Source organism: Rhizobium sp. NXC14 (genome assembly GCF_002117485.1).
Lineage (GTDB): Bacteria > Pseudomonadota > Alphaproteobacteria > Rhizobiales > Rhizobiaceae > Rhizobium.
Genome location: NZ_CP021030.1, coordinates 2,115,944 through 2,140,433 on the forward strand (window position 1 = coordinate 2,115,944; position 24,490 = coordinate 2,140,433).

At 61.5% G+C, this 24,490-nt stretch carries 23 protein-coding genes, 1 tRNA gene and 2 pseudogenes; 16 read left to right on the top strand and 10 right to left on the bottom strand.

Going from position 1 to position 24,490, the window contains the following annotated elements; translation table 11 throughout:
- Positions 1 to 186 precede the first annotated feature (186 nt).
- From NXC14_RS10450 to hflX, 5 genes are all read left to right on the top strand, one after another.
- Positions 187 to 2,457: a PAS domain-containing sensor histidine kinase gene (locus NXC14_RS10450; protein ID WP_085778074.1), complete on the top strand. Its 2,271-nt coding sequence runs from the start codon at positions 187 to 189 to the stop codon at positions 2,455 to 2,457.
- A complete protein-coding gene (locus tag NXC14_RS10455; protein WP_011425228.1) occupies positions 2,447 to 3,811 on the top strand; it encodes a sigma-54 dependent transcriptional regulator in 1,365 nt (454 codons plus the stop codon). Before NXC14_RS10450 ends, NXC14_RS10455 begins: the two co-directional genes overlap by 11 nt.
- 120 nt (positions 3,812 to 3,931) lie before the next feature.
- On the top strand, positions 3,932 to 4,795 hold the full coding sequence (locus tag NXC14_RS10460; protein WP_085778075.1) for a D-amino-acid transaminase: 864 nt from the start codon (positions 3,932 to 3,934) through the stop codon (positions 4,793 to 4,795).
- A 111-nt stretch (positions 4,796 to 4,906) separates the two neighbouring features.
- Positions 4,907 to 5,149 carry an RNA chaperone Hfq gene (gene hfq / locus NXC14_RS10465; protein ID WP_003539403.1) on the top strand — a complete coding sequence of 81 codons (243 nt, stop codon included), beginning with the start codon at positions 4,907 to 4,909 and terminating at the stop codon, positions 5,147 to 5,149.
- A gap of 77 nt (positions 5,150 to 5,226) precedes the next feature.
- Positions 5,227 to 6,552: a GTPase HflX gene (hflX, locus tag NXC14_RS10470; protein ID WP_085778076.1), complete on the top strand. Its 1,326-nt coding sequence runs from the start codon at positions 5,227 to 5,229 to the stop codon at positions 6,550 to 6,552.
- A 222-nt stretch (positions 6,553 to 6,774) separates the two neighbouring features.
- Here hflX and mazG read toward each other — a convergent pair whose 3' ends face one another.
- Together mazG and NXC14_RS10480 are read right to left on the bottom strand one after the other, a co-directional pair.
- Positions 6,775 to 7,620 (bottom strand): nucleoside triphosphate pyrophosphohydrolase, encoded by an 846-nt coding sequence (gene mazG, locus NXC14_RS10475; protein ID WP_085778077.1) that lies wholly within the window; start codon positions 7,618 to 7,620, stop codon positions 6,775 to 6,777.
- 19 nt (positions 7,621 to 7,639) lie between these two features.
- Positions 7,640 to 8,227 carry a nucleoside deaminase gene (locus NXC14_RS10480; RefSeq protein WP_085778078.1) on the bottom strand — a complete coding sequence of 196 codons (588 nt, stop codon included), beginning with the start codon at positions 8,225 to 8,227 and terminating at the stop codon, positions 7,640 to 7,642.
- A 268-nt stretch (positions 8,228 to 8,495) separates the two neighbouring features.
- On the opposite strand from NXC14_RS10480, the gene cysG reads away from it, so the two are divergent.
- The 5 genes from cysG to NXC14_RS10505 are packed head-to-tail and all read left to right on the top strand — an operon-like array spanning position 8,496 to position 13,700.
- Positions 8,496 to 9,932 carry a siroheme synthase CysG gene (gene cysG, locus NXC14_RS10485; RefSeq protein WP_085778079.1) on the top strand — a complete coding sequence of 479 codons (1,437 nt, stop codon included), beginning with the start codon at positions 8,496 to 8,498 and terminating at the stop codon, positions 9,930 to 9,932.
- A gap of 2 nt (positions 9,933 to 9,934) precedes the next feature.
- Positions 9,935 to 10,249, top strand: a complete 315-nt coding sequence (locus NXC14_RS10490; RefSeq protein ID WP_010014500.1) for a DUF2849 domain-containing protein — start codon at positions 9,935 to 9,937, stop codon at positions 10,247 to 10,249.
- Positions 10,250 to 10,257: 8 nt separating this feature from the next.
- The gene (locus tag NXC14_RS10495) at positions 10,258 to 11,928 is read left to right on the top strand and encodes a nitrite/sulfite reductase (RefSeq protein ID WP_085778080.1); all 1,671 of its coding nucleotides are present in this window, start codon (positions 10,258 to 10,260) and stop codon (positions 11,926 to 11,928) included.
- Positions 11,929 to 11,938: 10 nt separating this feature from the next.
- The gene (locus NXC14_RS10500) at positions 11,939 to 12,451 is read left to right on the top strand and encodes a DUF934 domain-containing protein (protein WP_085778081.1); all 513 of its coding nucleotides are present in this window, start codon (positions 11,939 to 11,941) and stop codon (positions 12,449 to 12,451) included.
- 37 nt (positions 12,452 to 12,488) lie between these two features.
- Positions 12,489 to 13,700: a UbiH/UbiF family hydroxylase gene (locus NXC14_RS10505; protein ID WP_085778082.1), complete on the top strand. Its 1,212-nt coding sequence runs from the start codon at positions 12,489 to 12,491 to the stop codon at positions 13,698 to 13,700.
- Here the strand turns inward: NXC14_RS10505 and NXC14_RS10510 are convergent.
- Both NXC14_RS10510 and NXC14_RS10515 read right to left on the bottom strand, forming a co-directional pair.
- On the bottom strand, positions 13,668 to 14,630 hold the full coding sequence (locus NXC14_RS10510) for an AEC family transporter (protein WP_085778083.1): 963 nt from the start codon (positions 14,628 to 14,630) through the stop codon (positions 13,668 to 13,670). The two genes, NXC14_RS10505 and NXC14_RS10510, sit on opposite strands and share 33 nt — an antisense overlap.
- A gap of 45 nt (positions 14,631 to 14,675) precedes the next feature.
- Positions 14,676 to 15,425 carry a cytochrome c biogenesis CcdA family protein gene (locus NXC14_RS10515; RefSeq protein ID WP_085778084.1) on the bottom strand — a complete coding sequence of 250 codons (750 nt, stop codon included), beginning with the start codon at positions 15,423 to 15,425 and terminating at the stop codon, positions 14,676 to 14,678.
- 210 nt (positions 15,426 to 15,635) lie between these two features.
- On the opposite strand from NXC14_RS10515, the gene NXC14_RS10520 reads away from it, so the two are divergent.
- A tRNA-Lys gene (locus tag NXC14_RS10520) sits at positions 15,636 to 15,711 on the top strand.
- A gap of 663 nt (positions 15,712 to 16,374) precedes the next feature.
- Here the strand turns inward: NXC14_RS10520 and NXC14_RS10530 are convergent.
- Positions 16,375 to 16,632 (bottom strand): hypothetical protein, encoded by a 258-nt coding sequence (locus tag NXC14_RS10530; RefSeq protein WP_157131398.1) that lies wholly within the window; start codon positions 16,630 to 16,632, stop codon positions 16,375 to 16,377.
- A gap of 272 nt (positions 16,633 to 16,904) precedes the next feature.
- Between NXC14_RS10530 and NXC14_RS10535 the strand changes: the two genes are divergently transcribed.
- Positions 16,905 to 17,690 (top strand): Crp/Fnr family transcriptional regulator, encoded by a 786-nt coding sequence (locus NXC14_RS10535; RefSeq protein ID WP_245362144.1) that lies wholly within the window; start codon positions 16,905 to 16,907, stop codon positions 17,688 to 17,690.
- Here the strand turns inward: NXC14_RS10535 and NXC14_RS10540 are convergent.
- Positions 17,671 to 17,883: a hypothetical protein gene (locus tag NXC14_RS10540; RefSeq protein ID WP_085778088.1), complete on the bottom strand. Its 213-nt coding sequence runs from the start codon at positions 17,881 to 17,883 to the stop codon at positions 17,671 to 17,673. The two genes, NXC14_RS10535 and NXC14_RS10540, sit on opposite strands and share 20 nt — an antisense overlap.
- Before the next feature lie 85 nt (positions 17,884 to 17,968).
- A pseudogene (locus tag NXC14_RS33335) lies at positions 17,969 to 18,340 on the bottom strand (thermonuclease family protein).
- A 279-nt stretch (positions 18,341 to 18,619) separates the two neighbouring features.
- On the opposite strand from NXC14_RS33335, the gene NXC14_RS10550 reads away from it, so the two are divergent.
- Positions 18,620 to 19,582, top strand: coding sequence for a sterol desaturase family protein (locus NXC14_RS10550; RefSeq protein ID WP_085778089.1), 963 nt, complete (start codon positions 18,620 to 18,622; stop codon positions 19,580 to 19,582).
- A 304-nt stretch (positions 19,583 to 19,886) separates the two neighbouring features.
- Here NXC14_RS10550 and NXC14_RS10555 read toward each other — a convergent pair whose 3' ends face one another.
- A complete protein-coding gene (locus NXC14_RS10555; protein ID WP_085778090.1) occupies positions 19,887 to 20,498 on the bottom strand; it encodes a L,D-transpeptidase in 612 nt (203 codons plus the stop codon).
- Between the two features lie 182 nt (positions 20,499 to 20,680).
- On the opposite strand from NXC14_RS10555, the pseudogene NXC14_RS33340 reads away from it, so the two are divergent.
- A pseudogene (locus tag NXC14_RS33340) lies at positions 20,681 to 20,767 on the top strand (IS5/IS1182 family transposase); the annotation flags it as partial.
- A 46-nt stretch (positions 20,768 to 20,813) separates the two neighbouring features.
- On the opposite strand, the gene NXC14_RS10560 reads toward NXC14_RS33340, so the two are convergent.
- Positions 20,814 to 21,287, bottom strand: coding sequence for a nucleoside deaminase (locus NXC14_RS10560; protein WP_085778091.1), 474 nt, complete (start codon positions 21,285 to 21,287; stop codon positions 20,814 to 20,816).
- Positions 21,288 to 21,481: 194 nt separating this feature from the next.
- On the opposite strand from NXC14_RS10560, the gene NXC14_RS32960 reads away from it, so the two are divergent.
- Both NXC14_RS32960 and NXC14_RS10565 read left to right on the top strand, forming a co-directional pair.
- Positions 21,482 to 21,652, top strand: a complete 171-nt coding sequence (locus tag NXC14_RS32960; protein WP_183703149.1) for a hypothetical protein — start codon at positions 21,482 to 21,484, stop codon at positions 21,650 to 21,652.
- 342 nt (positions 21,653 to 21,994) lie between these two features.
- Positions 21,995 to 23,488: an FAD-dependent monooxygenase gene (locus tag NXC14_RS10565; protein ID WP_085778092.1), complete on the top strand. Its 1,494-nt coding sequence runs from the start codon at positions 21,995 to 21,997 to the stop codon at positions 23,486 to 23,488.
- A 19-nt stretch (positions 23,489 to 23,507) separates the two neighbouring features.
- On the opposite strand, the gene NXC14_RS10570 is transcribed toward NXC14_RS10565, so the two are convergent.
- The gene (locus NXC14_RS10570; RefSeq protein WP_085778093.1) at positions 23,508 to 24,239 is read right to left on the bottom strand and encodes a hypothetical protein; all 732 of its coding nucleotides are present in this window, start codon (positions 24,237 to 24,239) and stop codon (positions 23,508 to 23,510) included.
- Between the last annotated feature and the right edge of the window lie 251 nt (positions 24,240 to 24,490).

The following is a 24,490-nucleotide window of genomic DNA, read 5'->3' on the forward strand; positions in this document are numbered from 1 at the left end:
TGCCTTGCCTTGACAACGTGACAAGCCGCGTTGCATTTTCGCCACAATGCGTTGCTTAAAGGTCACGCAAGGGTTTTGGACATTTCGCTCCCGATCAAGTCTTTCCGACGCTGGCTCTGCCGAGCCGGCGTTCTTTGGTTTCGATCGGGTAGCGGGACGGCGGGGTGCCGTCTGAAGAGAGGCCGAATGACGCAGGATGGGGTAGCGCCGGCGGCGGCGGGCGAGACGGTGACGACGGTGACCGATCGCCGCGCCCTTTTCGCCGTGCCTGGCCTCGTGCTCGCCGGCGGCGCGCTGCTCTGCGCCACGATCACACTCTTCATACTGCTCGGCCTGACGCCGATCGCGCCGACCTCTCATGTCGTGGTCACTTCGGTGATCGTCAATTCCTTCTTCGTCCTGACGCTGCTGGCGCTGATCGCCCGCGAGGTGGCAAGGCTGCTCAAGGCGCGCACACGGGGCCGGGCGGCCGCGCGCCTGCACATCCGCATCGTCGTGCTCTTCTCGATCGTCGCGATCACGCCCGCGATTCTCGTCGCCATCTTCGCCAGCATCACGCTCAATGCCGGCCTCGATCGCTGGTTTGCGCTGCGCACCCAGTCGATCGTCAGCTCGTCGCGCAATATCGGCCAGGCCTATATGATGGAGAACGCCAGCTACCTGCAGGGGCAGACGGTCTCCATGGCCAACGACCTGGAGCGCAACCGCGCTCTCTACAGTCTCGACAGGACGGGATTCGCCGAACTGATGACGCGCCAGGCAAGGGGCCGCGGCCTGCTCGGCGCCTTCCTCGTCGAAAGCGACGGTTCGGTGGTCGTCCAGGCTGATATCGCCACGGAAAAGCCTTTGCCAGCCATTCCGCAGGACGCGTTGCAAAAGGCGGCGGCCGGGCAGCCGACGCTGATTCCGCCCGGCGTCACCAACCTCGTCGGCGCCATCATCAAGCTCGATGCCATCCAGGGCACGTTTCTCTATACGGTGCGCGCGGTCGATCCCAAGGTCATGGGCGCCATGCGCATGATGGAGGAAAATGCCACCGAATATCGCTCGATGGAGGCCAACCGCTTCTCGCTGCAGATCGCCTTCGCCGTGCTCTATATCGGCTTCGCGCTGATCGTGCTGCTTGCGGCGATCTGGACGGCAATTGCCGTCGCCGACCGCATCGTCCGGCCGATCCGCCTGCTGATCACCGCGGCCGACAGCGTTGCATCGGGCAATATGGATATCGTCGTGCCGGTGCATGCCGTCGATGGCGACGTCGCCAATCTGTCGCGCACCTTCAACAAGATGATCTCGGAAATCCGTACCCAGCGCGACGAGATCCTCGAGGCCAAGGACGAGGTCGACGACCGCCGGCGCTTCATCGAAGCGGTTTTGTCCGGCGTTACCGCCGCCGTCATCGGCGTCGAACAGGATCGCCGCATCGCCATCGTCAACAGCTCGGCCGAAACGCTGATGGCGCTGTCGGCCGAAGAGATGCTCGGCAAGCAGCTGGCGGACATCGCGCCCGAGGTCGATCAGGTGCTGACCGAGGCGGCGGTGCGCCATCGCGGCGATTTCCGCAAGCAGATCGCCCTGGTGCGCGGCGGCACGGTTAGAACGCTGAGCGTGCAGGTCACCCGCGAGGAAGTGCGCGATATGAGCGAATCCTACGTGATCACGCTCGACGATATCACCGATCTCGTCATCGCCCAGCGCTCGACGGCCTGGGGCGACGTGGCGAGGCGCATCGCCCACGAGATCAAGAATCCGCTGACGCCTATCCAGCTGTCCGCCGAGCGCATCCAGCGCCGCTACGGCAAGCAGATCAACCAGGACGACCGCACCGTCTTCGATCAGTGCACCGATACGATCATCCGCCAGGTCGGCGATATCGGCCGTATGGTCGACGAATTCTCCGCTTTCGCCCGCATGCCGAAGCCGACCAAGGAGCCGAGCGACCTGCGCGAAATCCTGCGCGACGCGATCTTCCTGCGCGAGATGGGCAATCATCACGTCACCTTCCTGTCGGAGTTCGGCGATAAGCCGCTGGAGGGCCTGTTCGACAGTCGCATGCTCGGCCAGGCTTTCGGAAACCTCATCAAGAATGCCGTGGAATCGCTGGAAGCCGTTCCGAGCGAGGAGCGCGACGAGCGCAAGGTCCTCGTGCGCGCCGCGCTCGATGCGGCCCGCGACCGTTTCACCGTCGACGTCATCGACAATGGCCGCGGCCTGCCGGTGGAAAACCGTCACAGCATCCTGGAACCCTATATGACGATGCGCGAGAAGGGCACCGGGCTCGGCCTCGCCATCGTCAAGAAGATCATCGAGGAACATGGCGGGCAGCTCGAGCTGCACGATGCGCCCGCCGATTTTGACCGGGGAAGAGGGGCCATGATCCGCGTGCATCTGCCACGCCTGGAGCCAGCGCCCGCCGCTCCCGCAGCCAATGACAAGGAAAGCGCTTATGGCCTCTGATATTCTCGTCGTCGATGACGAGCACGATATTCGCGAGATCGTTTCCGGCATTCTCTCCGACGAGGGCCATGAGACACGCACGGCCCATGACAGCGACAGCGCACTGGCGGCGATATCAGATCGCGTGCCGCGGCTGATCTTCCTCGATATCTGGATGCAGGGCAGCAAGCTGGACGGCCTATCGCTGCTCGACGAGATAAAGACCCGTCATCCCGATCTCCCCGTCGTGATGATCTCAGGCCACGGCAACATCGAAACCGCGGTCTCGGCAATCAAGCGCGGTGCTTTCGATTTCATCGAAAAGCCCTTCAAGGCCGACCGGCTGATCCTGATCGCCGAACGCGCTCTGGAAAATTCGAAGCTCAAGCGCGAGGTTTCCGAGCTGAAGCGGCGCACCGGCGACGCCCTGGAGCTGATCGGCACCTCGGTCGCCGTCTCGCAGCTGCGCCAGACGATCGAGAAAGTGTCGCCGACCAACAGCCGCATCATGATCCTCGGCGCGTCCGGTTCCGGCAAGGAGCTGGTAGCGCGAATGATCCACAAAAAGTCGGCCCGCGCCAACGGCCCGTTTGTCGCGCTCAACGCCGCCAACATCACGCCCGATCGCATGGAAGTGGCGCTCTTCGGCACCGAGGGCACGCCCGGCCAGGCGCGCAAGATCGGCGCACTCGAGGAAGCCCATCGCGGCATCCTCTATCTCGACGAGGTCGGCGAGATGCCGCGCGAGACCCAGAACAAGATCCTGCGTGTGCTTGTCGATCAGCAGTTCGAGCGGGTCGGCGGATCCAAGCGCGTCAAGGTCGACGTCCGCATCATTTCCTCGACCGCCTATAATCTCGAAAGCCGCATTGCTGAAGGCTGGTTCCGCGAGGATCTCTATCATCGCCTGGCCGTCGTGCCGGTGCGCGTACCGCAGCTTGCCGAGCGGCGCGAGGACATTCCCTTCCTCGTCGATCAGCTGATGCGCCAGATTTCCGAGCAGGCCGGCATTCGTCCGCGCCGCATCGGCGACGATGCCATGGCGGTGCTGCAGGCGCATGACTGGCCGGGCAACATCCGCCAGTTGCGCAACAATATCGAGCGGCTGATGATCCTTGCCCGCACCGACGGCCCCGATACGCCGATCACCGCCGACATGCTGCCGACCGACCTCGGCGACATGCTGCCCAAGGTTTCGGCCAAGAACGATTATCACATCATGACGCTGCCGCTGCGCGAAGCCCGCGAGATGTTCGAGAAGGATTATCTGATCGCCCAGATCAACCGCTTCGGCGGCAATATCTCGCGCACCGCCGAGTTCGTCGGCATGGAGCGCTCCGCGCTGCACCGCAAGCTGAAATCGCTTGGTGTCTAGAGCACGATGCCGAAAAGTGTCAGCGGTTTTCGGGTAACATCATGCTCGACTATTTGATCTAGCAGGCGCGGCAGAGGCCGCGCCGTATCCCTCTATCGCTTCCCAGAAGATCAGTTTCCCATGCCGAGAATCGCTTATGTGAATGGCCGTTACGTCAAGCATTCCGATGCGAGCGTGCATATCGAGGACCGCGGCTATCAATTCGCCGACGGCGTCTATGAGGTCTGCGAGATCCGCCACGGCTATATCGTCGACCTTACCCGCCATCTGAACCGTCTCGACCGTTCGCTCGGGGAACTCAGCATCGCCTGGCCGATGAGCCGGGCGGCGCTGACGCAGGTTATTCGCGAGACGCTGCGCCGCAACCATGTCCGCAACGGGCTCTTCTACCTGCAGGTGACGCGCGGTGTCGCCCGCCGCGACCATGTCTTCCCGGCCGAGGGCACGCCGCCCTCGCTCGTCATCACCGCAAAGAGCACCGATCCGAAGATCATCGCCGCCAAGAATGCCAACGGCATCAAGGCGATCACTGTCACCGACAACCGCTGGGACCGCGTTGACATCAAATCCGTCGGCCTGCTGCCGAATGCCATGGCCCGCCAGCAGGCCAAGGAAGCCGGCGCTCAGGAGGCGATCTATGTCGACGGCGACGGCATGGTAAAAGAAGGGGCGGCGACCAATGTCTGGATGGTCGATTCGGATGGAACGCTGATAACTCGGCCGGCCGAACACGGCATCCTGCGGGGCATCACCCGCACCACTTTGATCGATGTCGCGGCCAAGCTCGGATTGCCGATCGCAGAGCGGAATTTCTCTGTTTCCGAAATGCTCGCGGCCCGCGAGGTCTTCCTCACTGCAGCCACAAGCATCTGTTTTCCGGTCGTTTCCGTCGATGGCCTGCCTATTGCCAACGGCCATCCGGGCAGTGTCTCGCAGAAAATCCGCGAAGCCTTTTTCGACGTTGCGGAAAAGATTGCGATTTGATACCAAGATTTGCTGGACTGGCGGAACGAGGGTGCTGCCGGTCTTGCATGGAGAGGTTGATTGATATTCTACCGGCCAACTCGGGTCGGCAATAAAGAAAGAAGCGGCGCGATGGCGGAACGTTCTCAGAATCTGCAGGACTTATTTCTCAATACTGTTCGCAAGCAAAAGATTTCCCTGACAATCTTTCTGATCAACGGCGTGAAACTCACCGGCGTTGTTACTTCCTTCGATAATTTCTGTGTTCTGCTTCGCCGTGACGGCCACTCGCAGCTCGTGTATAAACATGCGATCTCGACGATCATGCCCGGTCAGCCGATGCAGATGTTCGAGAGTGAAGAAGCCGCGTCCTAACAGGATCAGCCGTCATTTCGACACGCGATACCAAGAACGATTCGATCATCCCTGAGGCCGCCAAGCACAGGGACGATATGCGCGCGACCGTCGTCGTGCCGGTTCTGAAATCGCGCAACCGCGGCGGCCAGACCGAATCGGCCTCGACCCGCACCCCGGAAAGCCGGCTGGAAGAGGCGACGGGCCTTGCCCAAGCGATCGACCTCGACGTCGTCAACGGATCTATCGTTCCGGTCAACGATCCGAGACCGGCGACGCTGCTCGGCACCGGCAAGATCGAGGAGATCAAGGCGCTGCTGGATGAGCGCGATTCCGGTCTCGTCATCGTCGATCATCCGCTGACGCCGGTACAGCAGCGCAATCTTGAAAAGGAATGGAACGCCAAGGTTATCGACCGCACGGGCCTGATCCTCGAAATCTTCGGGCGCCGCGCCTCCACCAAGGAAGGCACGCTGCAGGTCGATCTGGCCCATCTGAATTACCAGAAGGGCCGGCTGGTCCGCAGCTGGACCCACCTCGAACGCCAGCGCGGCGGTGGCGGTTTCATGGGTGGCCCCGGCGAAACCCAGATCGAAGCCGACCGGCGGCTGCTGCAGGACCGCATCATCAAGCTCGAACGCGAGCTGGAGCAGGTCGTGCGCACCCGCCAGCTGCACAGGGCGAAGCGACGCAAGGTGCCGCATCCGATCGTGGCGCTCGTCGGTTACACCAATGCCGGCAAATCGACTCTCTTCAACCGCATTACCGGCGCGGGCGTGCTGGCCGAAGACATGCTCTTTGCCACGCTCGACCCGACGCTGCGCCGCATGAAGCTGCCGCATGGCCGCACCGTCATTCTGTCCGACACAGTCGGTTTCATCTCGGACCTGCCGACCCATCTCGTCGCCGCCTTCCGTGCCACCCTGGAAGAGGTGCTGGAAGCCGACCTCATCCTGCACGTCCGCGACATGTCCGATCCCGACAACCAGGCGCAGAGCTCCGATGTGATGCGCATTCTCGGCGACCTCGGCATTGACGAGGCCGAAGCGGAGAAGCGGCTGATCGAGGTGTGGAACAAGATCGACCGGCTGGAGCCTGAGGTTCACGACGCCATGGTGCAGAGGGCGGCCGGCGCCAGTAACGTCATCGCCGCTTCGGCCGTCAGCGGCGAGGGCGTCGACACGCTGATGGAAGAGATCAGCCGTAGGCTCTCCGGCGTGATGACCGAAACCACGATCCGCCTTCCCGTCGACAAGCTGGCGCTGCTGCCCTGGCTCTACGACCACGCGATCGTCGACGGCCGCGAGGACAATGAGGACGGCTCGATCACGCTCGATCTGCGCCTGTCCGAAACCGAGGCCGCGGAGCTCGAGCGACGCATCGGCAACGGCCCGAAGCCTGCTAAAGAGGATTGGGAGCGGTAAGGCGGGCTTTTTCCCTTTTCCCCAGCGGGGGTCCGAAGGACGGGTCGAGACCCGCGGCTCGACCCCAGGCGGTGGCCCGAAGGGTCGGATGAGGGGGCCGCACAGCAGAGCATCCATTGTTGCCCTTCGCTTGCGCTCAGTGCCTCGCTCCTATCGTCGCTCGCCCTCATCTGCCTGTCGGCATCTTCTCAGCGCTGTGGAGAAGGGACTCGTGGCAATGCCTCACCCACCCCCAGCCGTCACAGCCCGCTCGATCGCCTTGGCCGCCTGCCAGATTTCCTCCATCCGCTCAAGCGTCGCATCCTCAAGCGTTTCGCCTTCCGCTTCAAGAACCTGTTCTATATGATTGAAGCGACGACGGAATTTGGTGTTCGTACCGCGCAACGCCTGTTCCGGGTCAGTCTTGACATGCCGGCCGATATTGACGACCGCGAAGATAAGGTCGCCGAGTTCGTCGCTAACCTTGGCGCGGTCGCCGTCGCGAAGTGCCGCCCTTAATTCTCCGATCTCTTCCTCGATCTTGTCGAGGATCGGCTCGGGGGCCGACCAGTCGAAGCCGACTTTGGCGGCGCGTTCCTGCAGCTTCAGCGCCTCGGTCAGAGCCGGAAAACTGCGCTGCACCGAGCCAAGGAAGCCACCCTTGAAATCCTCGGTGATGCCGCGCCTGGCCCGGCGCTCGGCGCGCTCGCGTTTTTCGGCCTGTTTGATTTCGTCCCATTGGATCTTCACTGCATCAGGTGTATCGGCGGCCGAGCGGGCAAAGACGTGCGGGTGGCGGCGGATCATTTTGGTGGTGATGGCGTTGACCACGTCGCCGAAGGAAAATTCGCCGGCTTCCTCGGCCATGCGGGCGTGGAAGACCACCTGCAGCAACAGGTCGCCGAGTTCATCGCAAAGATCGTCCATATCGCCGCGCTCGATCGCGTCGGAGACCTCATAGGCTTCCTCGATCGTATAGGGCTTGATCGTTTCGAAGGTCTGCTCGATGTCCCAGGGGCAACCGGTCTCGGGATGGCGCAGCGCCGCCATGATATCGATCAGTCGCGAAATATCTTTCGAAGGTTCCATGTTGCCTCGGTTGGCGGCCTCAGTTCAGGGGAATGTCGTTGTCGCTCTTCGACGATTGATAGGTGGAAGACAGCGTGTCGTAGCGCGCCTTGATGCGGGCGGTCTGCGCCTTCAGCGCCGTTTTCCGAGAAACCTCCTCGGTCTCGACCAGATCGGCGATTGCAAAACTGTTCCAGAAGGCGTTCTGCCTGCGATAGCCGCCGGGTTCAAGCCCGAAGACTTCCTTCAGGATCTTGAGATCATGCGGAATGGCGAAGGCGTCGCGCGAGTCCTCGTGGCTGAAGAAATAGTAGAAATTGTCGAACCCCGCCCAGGTGATCGCCGACATGCACATGGTGCAGGGTTCGTGCGTCGACAGGAAGATCAGCTCCTTGGTCGCCGGCTTGTCGCCAAGCTCGTAGAAGCGCTTCAGCGTATGCACCTCACCATGCCAGAGCGGATTGTCGAGCTCGTTGTTGGTCTCGGCGACGACGAGCGATAGATCGGATTTGCGCAGGATTGCCGCGCCGAACACCTTGTTGCCCAAGGAGACGCCGCGCTCGGTCAGCGGCAGGATATCCTCCTCGATGACCGAAAGCAGGCGGGCGGCGATGGTCTTGTCAGCCATTGGTGTCTCCGGTTTTTCTTTCAGTCTATCGTCTTGGCGGCACGAGCGAAATGCGGCAAACGCCGCTGGACGTCGTTTGTCACAGGCTTTACACTGCAATGCAACAAAGAGAGTGGGAACAGGTGGTTGTCGTCAGCACGGTTGACTTTTCTCAAATCCCCGATGAGGCGAGCAAAAGAATACGCGCTTGCCGGGGCTTTCGGATTTCTGTTCCTTCAATCGCTTGTCGATCACGGGCATATTCTGGCAACTTCGAAGTGGATTGGTAATGTCTCCCAAGACTGAGCAGCTTTCGGTATTTCCAGCCTTCTTTCGCGTGGAAGGCCAGAAGACGGCTGTCTTCGGCAATGGCGACGAGGCTTTCGCCAAGGTGCGGCTGCTCTTGAACACGAGGGCAAGGATCGTCGCCTATACCGACCGGCCGCAAGCCGATTATCATGCTTTCCTGATCGCCAATCGCATCGAGACGGTGCGCGCCGGCTTTTCCGCCGGCCAGGTCGAGGGTGCGGCCCTGGTCTTTGCCGCCACCGGCGATGAGGCCCAAGATCGCCGCATCGTCGACGCCGCGCGTGCCGCGAAGATCCCGGCCAATGCCGTCGATCAGCCCGATTACTGCGATTTCTTCACGCCGGCGCTCGTCAATCGCGCTCCGGTCGCCGTTGCGATCGGAACTGAAGGGGCAGGGCCGGTGCTGGCGCAGATGATCCGCGCCCAGATCGACCAGCTTCTCTCTCCTTCGCTCGGGCGCCTGGCCGCGCTGGCGACGAGCTATCGCAAATCGGTCGAACAGATCGTTCCGCGTGGCGTCTCCCGCCGGGTGTTCTGGCGCCGGTTCTTCTCCGGCCCTGTTGCCGACGCAGTCACCAACGGCAACCTGCCGCAGGCCCGCCACGCTGCCGACCGGCTGCTGGGTTCAGTGGACAAGGTCGCCGGCCATGTATGGCTTGTCGGCGCCGGTCCGGGGGCTGAAGATCTGCTGACGCTGCGCGCCCAACGCGTGATGATGGAAGCCGATGTCATCGTCTACGATGCGCTCGTGCCGCAGACAATCGTCGATATGGGCCGCCGCGATGCCGAGCGGCTTTCCGTCGGGAAACGCAAGGGCTGCCATTCGAAGTCCCAGGAAGAGATCAACGAGCTTCTCGTCGAACTAGGCCGTCAGGGCAAGCGCGTCGTCCGCTTGAAATCGGGCGATCCGCTGGTCTATGGCCGGGCAGGGGAAGAAATGGCGGCGTTGCGCGCCGCCGGCGTCACCTATGAGGTCGTGCCCGGCATCACCTCGGCCTTCGCTGCCGCTGCCGATTTCGAGCTGCCGCTGACGCTCCGCGGCGTCGCCTCCTCGCTCGTCTTCACGACAGGCCATGATCTCACCGGCGACGTGCTGCCCGATTGGGCAAGCCTTGCCGTCTCGGGCGCGACGATCGCCGTTTACATGGGCCGCACGGTTGCCGCCTCGGTCGCCGAGCGGCTGATGCAGGCCGGCATTCCCGCGGAGACCACGGTTGCCGTCATCGAGAATGCCAGCCGCACCGAGCGCCGGCTGCTGCACGGCACCCTTGCCGATCTGCCCGATCTGCAGCACCGCGACGAGCTGACTGGCCCTGTGATGGTCATTATCGGCGATGCGGTCGCCGGCGCCAATTTCGAACTGTCCGAGCCGCTGATGCGCGAGAACGCCCGGCTTGAGGAACTTGCGAGGAGCTGAATATGGGTGACAAGGTCCTGACCGCCAACCGGCTGACGGACGGCATTGCCGTCTGGCTGGATGCCAACGGCAAATGGTCGACCTCGCTGCAGGAGGCGCTTGTCGCCCGTCACAACGAAGCCGTCGAAGCATTGGAAGCGATTGGCAAAAAGTCCTATGCCGATAATGAGGTCGTTGACGTGGCCGTCGTCGACGTTCAGGAAACCAATGGCATTCTGTGGCCGCTTCGCCTTCGCGAGCGCATCCGCGCGCAAGGGCCGACCATGGAATACGCACCGGGCTACGCTCCTGCCGATCCCGAATTCATTGCAGTCTGAGGAAGACGATGTACCGTTACGACGAATTTGATCATGCCTTTGTCAGCGAGCGCGTCGAGCAGTTCCGCGACCAGGTTCAGCGCCGCCTTTCCGGCGAGCTGGCCGAGGATGCGTTCAAGCCGCTGCGCCTGATGAACGGCGTCTATCTGCAGCTTCATGCCTATATGCTGCGCATCGCCATTCCCTACGGCACGCTGAGCGCGCGCCAGCTGCGCATGCTCGCCCATATCGCCCGCACCTATGACCGTGGCTATGGCCACTTCACCACGCGCCAGAACCTGCAGTTCAACTGGCCGAAGCTGTCGGACATTCCCGATGCGCTGGCCGATCTGGCAAGCGTCGAGATGCATGCTCTGCAGACCTCGGGCAACTGCATCAGAAACGTTACCGCCGACCACTTCGCCGGGGCTGCCGCCGACGAGATCGCAGATCCCAGGCCCTATGCGGAAATCCTGCGCCAGTGGTCGTCCGTTCATCCGGAATTCTCCTTCCTGCCGCGCAAGTTCAAGATCGCCGTGACCGGCGCCGAGCGCGACCGCGCCGCCATTCAGGTCCATGATATCGGCCTGCACCTGAAGAAGAACGACAAGGGCGAGATCGGCTTTGCCGTCTATGTTGGCGGTGGCCAGGGCCGCACGCCGATGATCGCCAAGCTGATCCGCGACTTCCTGCCCGAGGAAGACCTGCTCTCCTACACCACGGCGATCGTACGCGTTTACAATCTGCACGGAAGGCGCGACAACAAGTACAAGGCTCGCATCAAGATCCTCGTGCATGAGACCGGAACCGAGGAGCTGACGCGCCAGATTGAAGCCGAATTCGCCTCGCTGAAGGATACGGAGCTCAAGCTGCCGGAAAAGGATGTCGAGGCAATCGCCGCCTATTTCGCGCTGCCTGATCTGCCCGAGCGCGCCGAAGGCTGGGAAAACCTCGCCCGCTGGAAGAAGGCCGATCCGGCTTTCGCCCGCTGGGTGCAGCAGAATGTGCAGCCGCACAAGAACCCCGATTACGGCATGGTGACGATCTCGCTGAAGCCGATCGGCGGCATCCCGGGCGATGCCACCGACGCGCAGATGGATGCGGTCGCCGATCTTGCCGAGGAATATGCCTTCGACGAAATCCGCGTCAGCCATGAGCAGAACCTGATCCTGCCGCATGTGGCGCTGGCCGATCTCGAAGCCGTCTATCGCGGCCTCGTCGCCATCAAACTGGCCGAAGCCAATGCCGGCCTGATCACTGATATCATTGCCTGTCCGGGGCTGGATTACTGCGCGCTCGCCAATGCGCGCTCCATTCCGGTGGCGCAGGAAATCTCCCGCCGTTTCGGCAGTCCCGAGCGCCAGGCAGAGATCGGCGAGCTGAAAATCAAGATCTCCGGCTGCATCAATGCCTGCGGCCATCACCATGTCGGCCATATCGGCCTGCTCGGTGTCGAGAAGAAGGGCGCAGAACTCTACCAGATCACGCTTGGCGGTTCGGGCGACGAACATACCTCGATCGGCGAAATCATCGGCCGCGGCTTCGAGCCGGACCGGGTGACGGATGCGATCGAGACGATCGTCGACACCTATCTCGGCCTGCGGCTTGATCCGTCCGAAACCTTCCTCGCCGCCTATCGCCGCGTCGGGCCGCAGCCTTTCAAGGATGCGCTCTACGGCTCGGCCGCCGAAGCGGCATAAGGAGGGGATGATGACGAAGATCTGGAGAGAAACCGGTTTTGTCGACAACGATCCTTGGGTGATCGAAACCGATGAGGTGAAGGCAACAGGCGAGCAGAAGCCGCTGCTCGGCCTCGACGAGCTTATCGCCAGGGCCGACGAGAGCAACGATGTCGGCCTCGGCGTGCTGATCAAGCCGGCAGACGACGTGCGCCGGCTCGAGCCCTACCTCGACCGCCTTGCAATCGTGGCGGTCGCCTTTCCCGCCTTCAACGACGGCCGCGCCTTCAGCCATGCCTCGCTGCTGCGCCAGCGTCTGGGTTACGGCAACGAGCTGCGCGCCGTCGGCGACGTGCTGATCGATCAGGTGCCGCTGATGCTGCGTGTTGGCATCGACAGCTTTGCCGTCACCAACGCCACGGCGCTGAAGCGGCTCGCCGAAAATCGTCTGCCCGCCATTCCCCATCATTATCAGCCGGCGGTGCGTGACGCCGAAGCCGGCAAGGGCTATAGTTGGCGCCGTCAGGCGAAGCCGGCCGCATAAGCGACGGGTCCGCCGTTTTACGATGGCGGAATATAGCATGAAGACATTCGAAATCGCGGTGATCGGTGGCGGGCTCGCCGGCATGATCGCCGCCATTGCGCTTGGCCGCGGCGGCCGCAGCGTGGCTCTGGTGGCTCCTGTTGCGGCAAAGGAGGACCAGCGCACCACGGCGTTGATGGATCAGTCGATCCGCTTCCTCGATCGCCTGACGCTCTGGGAAAAACTGAGGTCGGCGGCAGCCCCGCTGACCAGCATGCGAATCATCGACGGCACCGACCGGCTGCTGCGCGCGCCAACGACCACCTTCCGCGCCGCCGAGGTCGGTCTTGATGCCTTCGGCTATAATTTCCCCAACAAGGTGCTGACCGATATCCTCGAAGCGGCCACGGCCGGCGAGGGCAATATCACCCGCTTCACCGATATGGCCGAGTCGATCGACATCTCCGCCGAGCGAGTGTCGCTCACGCTTGCCGGCGGCGAGGTGCTGACGGCCGATTTTGCCGTTGGCGCCGACGGCCGGGGCTCGAAGCTGCGCGAGGCGGCAGGTATCGGCGTGCGCAACTGGTCCTACCCGCAATCGGCGATGGTGCTGAACTTCGCCCATTCGCTGCCGCACCAAAATATCTCCAGTGAATTCCACACCAAACACGGCCCTTTCACCCAGGTGCCGCTGCCCGGTAGCCGCTCCAGCCTTGTCTGGGTGCAGGATCCCGCCGATGCGGCCGCCCGCATGGAGTTGCCGCTGGCCGAACTGGGCTCTCTCGTCGAGACCCAGATGCAGTCCATGCTGGGCAAGGTGAGCGTTGAGGAAGGTGTGCAGGTCTGGCCGCTCTCTGGCATGATGGCTCATCGTTTCGGCAAAGGGCGCATCGCGCTGATCGGCGAGGCCGCCCATGTTTTCCCGCCGATCGGGGCGCAGGGGCTGAACCTCAGCCTGCGCGATATCATGGCTCTCACCGATATCCTCTGCGACCGGGCGGAATTGCCGCTGCCGGCCGATGCCGGCGAAAGCTTCGACCGCCGTCGCCGCGCCGACATCATGACGCGCACGGCGAGCGTCGATCTGCTCAACCGCTCGCTGCTCTCGGATTTCCTCCCCGTTCAGATGCTGCGCGCTGCCGGCCTGCATATCCTCTCGGCCATTCCGCCGCTGCGCAACCTCCTGATGCGCGAGGGCATCGAGCCCGGCCGGGGCTTCCGCGATATTCCCGATAGCTTAAAGGAAAAGCTGAAGCGGAAGAAGGCCTGAGCGGATCGCGATCAGCCAGAGCGAAACGCTGGCCACCGAAAGCACTGTCGTGATCAGGATCGTCGCCGAGGCGCGTTCCTGCCAGACGCCATATTGCTGGCCGATGACGAAGACATTGGTCGCCGTCGGCAGGCAGGCGAGCAGCACGGCCGCTTGGATCCAGACCGGCTCGAAACCGCCGATAATAGTCAGCGCCAGGAAAACCGCGATCGGGTGCAGGATCAGCTTCGCCGGTACGATATAGGAGATTTCTGCCGGAATCCGCTTCAGCGGCCTCAGAGCCAGCGTCACGCCCATGGCGAAGAGGGCGCAGGGTGCGGCAGCCTGGGCGAGATAGTCGACAAGCCGCTGGAACGCCAGCGGTTGATCGATGTGGAAGGCGGCGACCGCAAAGCCTGCCGCCGTCGACAGGATGAAGGGATGCAGCGCCACCTTGCGGGCAATGTCGGCGGCAAGCCGGCCAGCCGAACGCTTGTCGTCGCCTGCGGCTGCCATCAGTGCCGGCGCCACGATGAAATGCAGCGCGTTCTCGAAGCAGATGATCAGCGCCACCGGCACTGCAGCGCCTTCGCCGAGCGCCAGCAGCGCCAGCCCCGGCCCCATATAACCGATATTGCCATAGGCGCCGGCAAAGGACTGGATGGTGCATTCATCAAGCGGATTGCCACGCACGAAACGGCCGATAACAAAGAGCAGGATGAAGACCGCATAGGTCGCGGCGATATCGGTGACGATGAAATCGATCCGCGTCAGTTCTTCGATCGGCGTGCGCGAGACGAGCTTGAAGAACAAAGCGGGCAGGGCGGCATAAATGATGAAGGTGTTCAGCCAGCCGAGCGCCTCGGCCGGCTGCTTCGTCGCCTTGGCGGCGGCATAACCGATCAGGATCAGGCCGAAGAACGGCAGCAGCAGGCTGATGATGTCGGCCAAGGAAAAGTCCGGTTGCGCGGGATGGTTGGCGGGGAAGAATCTCTTCTAGCCGATTTGCATCAGGATCGGAAAGGTCTGCTGGAACCAGATCGCCACATCGCTGACCCAGCCGAACAGGAAGGCGAGGCCGGTGAGGATGAGGAAGCCGCCCATCACCTTTTCCACCGTGCTGAGATGGCGGCGGAAGCGTGACAGGAAGCGCATGAAGGCGCCGGAAAAGCCGGCGGCGATCCAGAAGGGGATAGCAAGACCCAGCGAATAGATGGCAAGCAGCCCGGCGCCGGAGACGACCGTCTCGCGCGAGGCGGCGACGCCGAGGATGGCGCCGAGCACCGGACCGATGCAGGGCGTCCAGCCGAAGGCGAAGGCGAGGCCCATGACATAGGCGCCCGTCAGCGTCGCCGGCTTGCCGCCGCCCTGGAAGCGCGCCTCCCGGGCAAGCAGGCCGATTCGGAAGAGACCGAGGAAATTCAGCCCCATGACGATGATAACAAGCCCGCCGACCTTGGAGAGCAGGTCGAGATGCTGGCGAAGCGCCATGCCGATGCTCGACGCACCGGCGCCGAGCGCCACGAAGACGGTGGCAAAGCCGAGCGTGAAGAGCAGCGCCGAAAACAGCACGCCGCGCCTGATATCAGGCGAGACTGCCACCGCGCCGCCGCCGCGGAACTGTTCGACCGATATGCCGGCCATGTAACAGAGATAGGGAGGGACGAGGGGAAGCACGCAGGGCGAAAGAAAGGAAAGCGCCCCTGCCAACAACGCGCTCCACAGGGAAATATCGGCAATCGACACGCATTCTCTCCGGCTGCAATACGCGTCCCGTTCCTAGCGTCGCAGGCGCGGGATTGCCAATCACCTTTTTGCGTGGGCGAGAAATCTGCCTTTGCGCGCCAGAGAAATGTGCCCTACCTTTGCAAAAAGCCGAATTTTTCGGTTGACCGCAATGGGTCACCTGCCTATGTTCCGCCCACTTCCCGCCGGGGTGCCTCACCCGCGGAGAGGGAGAGCGTAGCTCAGCCGGTAGAGCAACTGACTTTTAATCAGTAGGTCTCGGGTTCGAACCCCGACGCTCTCACCAAAAAACTCCAAGAAAAATAAGCGGCTACGGCGGCCGGAAAAACTGTCGGTCCAAAGGTCGAAGGCACCGTTACAAATTGGAACGCTGCGACCGCCGCCGACATCGGTTTCAATGACGCCCGCATACTCCGGCTTGCCGCCCACGGGGCCGTCAGCGCGTTCATCGGCAAGGCCGGGAATATGCTCCGTGCCGAACTTCGCGCGTGTGGGGTCGCCCGGTAGGTTCCGCGCTGCTGCACCTTCAGTTGAAACGATCTTCGGCCCCGCGAAGTTTATTTGCATGACCAAAGAGGAATTCTGCGAACGGTTCTTTCAACGCATAAGGTTCCACTGCCGTTCGGGCCGCAGGCCGTTCGGGCTGGATCCCAAGACCTACTGCGACAAGATCGCTCCAATCTACTGGCGCGAGTTGGGGAATGAATTGAGCCCGGAGGAATGCGCCGATCAGGACGTTGCCTATTGGCCCTGACCAGCCGCTCAAATATGAAACGGGAGCCCCTCGGCCGCCGATCGACTTAGATCGAGGCCGCCGCCAAGCGCCGCCTCGCGGATGAAACTGACGCGGCCCAGGAGCGGGCGAGATAGCAACGGACGGACGGCGCAAAACCGTTCCAGACGCAATCGGTATTCCCTTGAAGATCAACTGATAATTGGGATAGCGGCGCTATCGATCTCTGTTTCGATGCGCGATCTGGGGTATCGCCGCATCGATATGAACTTCGGCAGCCAGTTGACCATGGGCGTCCCGAATCTCGATCGCCTGCGGGAGTTCTTTCTGATTGGATAGGATGGCCCTGCCAACGAGCTCTCTGAGAGCTTCACCGGCCTCTTCTCTTGCTGCTTCCAAGTCCAGGAATGTCTCACCGTCTGGATCAGTCACGACGTGATCAGCGTGTTGGATATAAAAATAGTAGGTCGGCAACGGCCTGCACTCCCCATCTCCAGCCGCTCCCGCGTCTGGCAATCACCTGCAAATTGGCGACTGAGAACGAGGCATTTTCCAGGCCTGGCTACACAGGTGGCATCCCCTGCAGTTGTCGCCAAACCAAGTTTTCACATGCAAGTTCCGCTGGGTGGAGCATATTAGCAATTTGAATTACAACCGTATCGATTTCCTCGCTCGTGCGTTTAGGAGGGCGAATGGCCTGAATCGGCAAAGGACGTATGCCAACGCAGTCACACGGAGGCGACGCTGTGACAAAAATTGCGCAAAAAGATACCAGGAACAAGTTGCTGCGAAGGCTTCCAGAGGAGGCCTTTGATCTTATCGCATCAGACCTGAAGCGTGTTGATCTTCCAGTCCGTCGCACGCTTGTTGAACCCAATCGACCAATTGAGCAAGTTTGTTTTATCGAGAGCGGCCTGGCTTCAATGGTAGCCGCGGCTTCGAACGGAATAGGCATCGAGGTAGGTCAGATTGGATACGAGGGGATGAGCGGATATCCGGTGGTGCTCGGCGTCGATCGGATGCCAAACCGCGCTTTCATGCAGATTTCAGGGGTAGGGCTGGAACTGCCCACCAGCCGCTTCCTGCCCCTCTTGCGCGACGAACCAACTCGTCTAATGTTTCTCCGCTATGTCCACACGCGGGAGCTGCAACTGGCTTACTCGGCTTTGGCGGCGGGCCGATACAACATGCACCAGCGTCTCGCGAGATGGCTGCTTATGTGCCATGACCGTCTTCTCGTGGACGATATGCCTGTTACTCACGAGTTTTTGGCGTTGATGCTTGGCGTCAGGCGGTCTGGTGTAACCGACCATCTGCATATCCTCGAGGGCATGCGCGCCATCAAGTCGACGCGAGGGAACGTCAAGATTTTGGACCGCCAGATTCTGCTCGATGTTGCAGATGGTTGTTACGGCGCTCCGGAAGCCGAGTATGAACGGCTTCTCGGATTTCCATCGCCAGACGATGCAAGGCCGGCAAGATTAAAGGGGGCGTGGAGTACGTGGTCCGGATCTACGATCGAACATCGATAAGCAGGCTCAACAAACTGTCCTCATCCTTCACGCCATGTTGATACGACTGGATAATCCGACAGGCGAGGTCCTGGCGCTGCGGATCCGAGGTGATCTGCTTCACCGATACGACGTGATCGAAGACCCGCTGGCAACGGGCCACTTCGGCGTGATTCAGCACGTTCTGCGCCTGTGCTATTGGCGATGGGATCATGACAGCCTCATTTGCCTGGCAAGCGAAGGGTAGGGCTGAATCGCGCCTGATCAAGCAGGATCGCAAACACGAAGTATTTCGTGGATTAATCACACCAATCGTTTCGTTGAGCGGGCTCCATGTCCGAGCGAATCCCTTCCGGAGCATCTTGGCTCCGATCTCTTCCCCACTCAGTCGATAGATGTTGACGAGCGGTCGGTGCGATGGCGTCCGGTCCACCGCGCCGCTGAAGACGACGCGCAATCCCTTTTAGCCAAAAGTTCTTTCAGCCTTCCCTTGGCAATCAACGCCAGCTTCCGTTCCTTGAGACACTTTGCGTGGCTCCCGATTTCCGGCGTGTCGATGCCGCTGACGAATGGAACGCCTTCCCCCAGCAATCGCATGTTTTGCCCATCGCGCTTGGCGTGTCGCCGTCGATGGCCGTCAGCGTGGCGCAGGCGCTGAGTTCAGCGAGGATCCAGCGTGACCCGACACAACATCAACTTACCCTACATCCCTATGCTAACGCGCATCGAACCGTACATAGCCTTTTGTTCCCGTCTTGATAGTTCTTTATTATGAGCCTTTCGGCCAGTTGAAATTTTTCGCAGTGCTCCTCTACCCTCTTGCATGCCTCCGGGACTGCACCTCCACCACTGGTAATACATAAAAAGGACGCCCCGATCGTCCTTTGAGCAATCTGCCAAAAGCGCATCGTCAGGACTAAGCTGTACGGGTTCGTGTTTGGAGCAGTGCCATGGTGCTGGTCGAATACTGCCTGCACAAGCTTGGAAGCTTTTTTTACAATACTTATTATCTGAATGGTAAGGCAATGGCGCTCAGCTTCGCCATTTCCATTGGCCTGGTTCTGACGGTTTTCGCGGTGGAACTCACCTATGTGGGGTTCGGCAATTCCGGGTTCCGTCGGGTTTTCTTCGAACGCAGCAAATCCACAATCACCGACATCGTCTATTTCGTCCTTCAGGCGACGGGAATGATTACACTATTCGCAGCGCTCGCATCTTTTGGTCTGTCCTATGCCATCACCCGCGCGGCTCAGGATGCCCCCCACCTGGACCTTGGCCGGAGGTTGCCAGGCTGGGCACATGTCCTCTTGTTCCTAGTGCTGACAGACTTCTTGAGCTATTGGCAGCATAGGTTGATGCACCGGCTGCCCGTGCTATGGCGGCTGCACGAATTTCACCACGCAGCGGAAGAGTTCAACGGGCTGACTTCGTCGCGGGAGCATCCGCTGGAGAAGGCCATAAACATGGCCATTATGGTCGTTCCGGCGCTGCTTATTGGCCTGCCAACGGCCGAGTTCGCCGTCGTGACCATCACCTTTAACGCCATTGGTCTGGTCAAGCACAGTGCCATTCCCTGGCATGGCTGGTTTGGCAAATACGTGATCCAGTCACCACGCGACCACTTCGTCCATCACTCCCGAGTGCGGGAACATCACGACAAGAATTTCGCCAATTATTTCCCGATCTGGGATCATTTGTTCGGCACCTATTACAAGGGCGATGCAGACGGTGCAAAGCTCGGTCTGGACCGCGACTACTTCAACCAAACCGATCCGTTCCGCGAAACCATCGCCACAGAAATCCGTTTCTTCCAACGCGTGTGGCAAGCTGCCAAGGCCAGGTGCGGCATGAGCCCCATAAGCGGAAAACCTGCCTCGCCGCAGGGGCTGTCGGGCTCGGAACAGCGCCGGTAGCGAAGCTGGCATCGCTCTGTTGTGATAAGCGGCAGCTTTCTGGAATCCACGAACTAACTCCGATTGACAGAAATGGGTCGATTCCAGCCGCCGCTTCCTCCAACAAAGCCGGGTTTAATGCGTTGATGCGGAGCCGATCGCAAAGCCGTTAGGGTGAGGGTGTGGTGCCGCCGGCGGTGAAGAGGCGATCCGTTTATCCGAGGAGATCGAGGCGGATGGCGAAACGCTTCTGCGCATCGCTTGAGAGCATGAACTTGAGTGCATCGCCTAGGTTCCAGTACGGTGTTGGATAAAGGGCATTCGATCACCGCTGAACGATCACTCGGGTCCCCGGCTGGATCATGTCGTAAAGCTCCTCCACATCCTCGCGGTACATCCGAAAGCATCCGCTTGATGCGTTGGTGCCGATGGAGGACGGATCGTTGGTGCCATGGATGCGCAGCAGTCCGTCGGCAAGGTAGATCGCCCGCGTTCCAAGCGGGTTTGCGGGCCCGGGCTTCACTACTGCCGGCAGCCTTGGATTCTTCTGGCGCATGCTGGCGGTTGGCCGCCATTCGGGATGCAGTCGTTTCGACACCACCCGCGTTGTCCCATACCATTGTTTGCCTTCGCGGCCGACGGCGATGGGGTAGGCAAACTGCTCACCCGCTGACGTCGTGTAGATTAGGGTGTGCTCACGCGTGGCGATGACGATGGTTCCTCTTCCAACGCGCGTCGATGGCTCCCGACGTTCTTGAAAGGGTTCCCGATAGCCAGGTTCTGGCTCGTACTCGGGAGGAGGAGGATAGGGGCTGTAAGGATCATCCAGGCCATAGCCGTCGTATTCATCGTATCCGTCATACGGCGCGTAAACTTGGGCTTGGGCATGCACCACTGTCAGGAACAGCGCCGCAGCAAGGAGAAGCATCAATCTCATTCTTCGCATCCGCCTGTTATACAATGATGATTGGGCCGAATTCTATGGCGGCACTGTGGCGGGGTGGATCTCCGTTTGGCGGTGATCTTTCGCCGCTCCCGTTCTCCTGACTTCGCTCATCGAGCCCACGAACCCCGACGCTCCCTCCCAAAGGAGGCTGCGATCGGTGATGTGTTTTTGCTGAGCGAGCCTTTGCAACGGTCAAGGACGGGCGTCGGCTTGCCACCCGCCAGAACAGATGCGCCCACATCTTCTTTTCGGCCAAATGAATCGCAGCCGCCGTCATCTTCCGGCGCAAATCAATGAGCCCTGGGCCTAAACCTTGCCCAGATGTTTCGGCCAGAATTCCTGGTGGACTTCAGCGGCTTCGTCTTCGAGGTTAGTCGGGCCAACCACCGTGACGGAACGCGCTCCGGTCTGCAACACCGCCCGGCTGGGTACATTCAACCCGATCCCGGCAATCTCGCCGAGCCGCGTTTCCGAGCACGCAAACACCATGCGGCCGATGCCCGACCAGTAGATCGCCCCGGAGCACATCGCACAGGGCTCAGTGCTTGTATAGAGCGTGCAGTCGGCGAGAAAAGCAGGGTCGTGGTGCCGCGCCGCCAGTTTAACCAGATTCATCTCGGCGTGGTTTGTCATATCGTGGCCGGTGAAGACACTGTTTTCGGTGCGCAGGATGACTTCGCCGTCCTTTACAAGGACGGAGCCAAACGGTTCATCGCCGTTTGCCATCGCGGATTTCGAGAGCGCAATCGCTTCTCGCAGAAACGGCTCGTGATTTTCCATGAGAACCCCCAAGGTTAGCGCGGGATGATCTTCCCTCGGATCGGAAGGATTTCCAAGCGCTGCAAATCAAAATCGAGATTGGTGATCTGCATCGCCTTCCGTGCAAATGCAGACGGGCCGCCCCAGACTTTCATTCTCGGAACCAAAAGCACCCGCATCGACTTTGACCCTGATCTATCTTGGAGGTCCCCCTGATGGACAGAACACCGAAAACGGCCATCCGCGGAATGATGTCGTATGTGCTCGCTCTTCTCGTCCTCGGCATCCTGGCGGGCGCCGTTTACACGCTCTATGGCCATCCCGCCGATCCGTCCGAGCGACCGGCGACCGAGACCATTCCGCAAAAGGCGACAGCTCCGCAGTGAGAGGCGTCACGACATCTTTTTGATCGGTCGTCCTCCGGAACGAATGGTGAAAGAAGGGCGCTCTGTCGGATCCGGCGCCTACCCGGTCCGGTCGTGTTTCAACGCCCGCGCTCCACCGCGAAACAGCGCGCAAGCGGCAACCAACAGGGCTTTGGAAGCAAGGCAGAAATTCTGTCGCAAGTCCTTCCCACCATTAGAGAGCTTATATTTATAGGGGGAACAACCTGCGACAGGGGAAATCGGCACCCGATCCGGGATCACGAAATCGGGGAAGGTCAACGCGCCGGGTCGGCCCGCTATGGCGGATTTTGCGCTCGGAAGTGTGAACAGAGGAGTTCACGGATGAAAGAACATGCGGTCGTGATATCGGGAGGAGGGCCGACGGGGCTGATGCTGGCGGGTGAACTGGCCCTGGCGGGTGTCGATGTCGCCGTCGTCGAGCGGCGCGAGAACCAGGAGATCGTCGGTTCGCGTGCCGGCGGTCTGAGTTCGCGCACGCTCGAGGTTCTCGACCAGCGCGGCATCATCGATCGGTTCCTGGCGGAAGGCCAGATCGCCCAGGTCACTGGCTTTGCGGTCACGCGGCTCGATATCAGCGATTTCCCGACGCGGCACAATTATGGGCTGGCGCTGCGGCAGAAGCATATCGAGCGCATCCTCGCCGGCTGGGTCGGCGAGTTGCCGGTGACGATCTATCGCGGCCGCGAACTGACTGATTTCGAGCAGGACGACACCGGCGTCACCCTCGAACTCTCCGATGGTACGTCACTGCGGGCGGGCTATCTCGTCGGCTGCGATGGCGGCCGCAGCCTGGTTCGCAAGCTGGCGGGCATTGCCTTTCCGGGATGGGACGCGACGACCAGCAATATTCTCGCCGAGGCCGAGATGGAGGAGGAGCCGCCGCTCGGCGTCCATCGCACGGCGCTCGGCATGCATGCCTTCGGCCGCGAGGAATATGAAATCCGCGACGGCAAGGTGGTCTTCGCCAGCGAAGGTCCGATCAATGTCATGGTTACGGAAAAGACTGCCGGGGGCACAGGCGAGCCGACGCTTGACGATCTCAAGCAAGCGCTGATCGCCGCCTGCGGAACCGATTATGGGATCCACGGCCTGAAGTGGATATCAAGGTTCACCGATATGTCGCGCCAGGCGGAGGTCTACCGCAAGGGCAGGGCGCTGCTGGCGGGTGACGCCGCGCATGTGCATTCGCCGGTCGGCGGGCAGGGCCTCAATACCGGTGTGCAGGATGCCGTCAATCTCGGCTGGAAGCTTGCCCAGGTGGTGAAGGGCATATCGCCCGAAGCCCTGCTCGACACCTATCACGCGGAGCGCCATCCGGTCGCCGCCCGCGTGCTGCGCACGACGATGGCCCAGGTCGCGCTGCAACGGACCGATGATCGCACCGAGGCTCTCAGAGAGGTCGTGCTGGAACTGCTTGGGCTGGAGGAGGCGCGCAAGAAGATCGCTGCCGAAATGTCCGGACTTGGCATCCGATACGACTTCGGCGAGGGGCATCCGCTGCTCGGCCGCCGAATGCCTGATCTCGATCTGGTCACGCCGGACGGCCCCTTTCGTCTCTTCACCCTGTTGAGAGAGGCGAGGCCGGTGCTGTTGAACCTCGCCTCGCGCGGCAGCCTCGACACCGGGCCATGGTCAGGCCGCGTGCCTCTGGTCGAGGCCAGCTATGATGGGCTGTGGGAGCTGCCGGCGCTGGGGGCGGTTGCGGCGCCGACTGCGGTGCTGATCCGGCCTGACGGATACGTCGCATGGGTAGGCGAGGGATCCGGGAATGGCCTCGACGCAGCGATGAGCACCTGGTTCGGGCCGCCTCGCTAATAGGGGAACAGCCGCAGCGCTAAGCGGCCAGCGAAATCGGCGCGCCGTCTGGCATTGGCTCCGGCATCGGTTTGCCGCGGCGCTCCCAGGTGCGGCGGCTGATGCCGAAGGCCTCCCAAGGGCGGGCTGCACTGAGGGAATTGCCGAGATATTCGGCCCTGGAAACGGCGCCGGCGGCCCGCCGCTGCTCTTCCTTTCGGCTTCGTTCGCGTTGGCGCCGCTTTTCCTTCTGCAGTTTTGCTCTTTTCGCCTTCGGCACGTCGAAGGCGCCGATGGTGCGAATGTCGAGCGCGCTGCGTTCGGCGTAGCTGAGATGCAAGGCGTGACCGAGCGCATCGGCGGTCAGGGCAGCAAAGCGCACTCTCGTCCGCTCGTAGATGATTTCCTCGATTGCGGCTTTCCCGGCCCAGGGCAGCCATCGCGCCGCCCAGCCGAGAACCACCTCGACAAACCCTTCCTTGAATTCGACAAAGGCGAGGCCGGCGATTACCTCGGCATAGATCAAGGCGTCATCCGCCTCCGGCACAATCTCGCCATGTCGATGCCTGATCAATTTTTCGATCTCGCGCGTCCGCCCACGGAAATGGTTCCAGCGGCCGCCTCGCATGCGCCGCTGCACGGCCTTGTAGCCCAATAGACAGTCGCCGATCGTGATCGCGGTTATATCCCGCGTAAGACCCTCCGCAAGACCGGCCTCGTCGACCCGACCTGCCGATCGAGCCCCTTCATCCGCGCCGATGAGACGATCCATCGTTTCTCCTTTGCGACCAGGCCCGAGAGGCCGAAACGAGTGACTGTAGCGGAAGCGGGGGCGGTGAAGCTCGCTTTTTGTGCGCGAGATCCACCGATTTTCGCGGGTGGTGGCGCAACTGCAAAACGGACGATCCCGTCCGGTTTTCGGGCGGCGGCGCCGGATCCGGGCGATGGGGGACGAGCTCATCCGGCCGGTCGATTTCTATTGAGAATGGCCCGTGTTATCATCCCTGGACTGACGTCATCAGC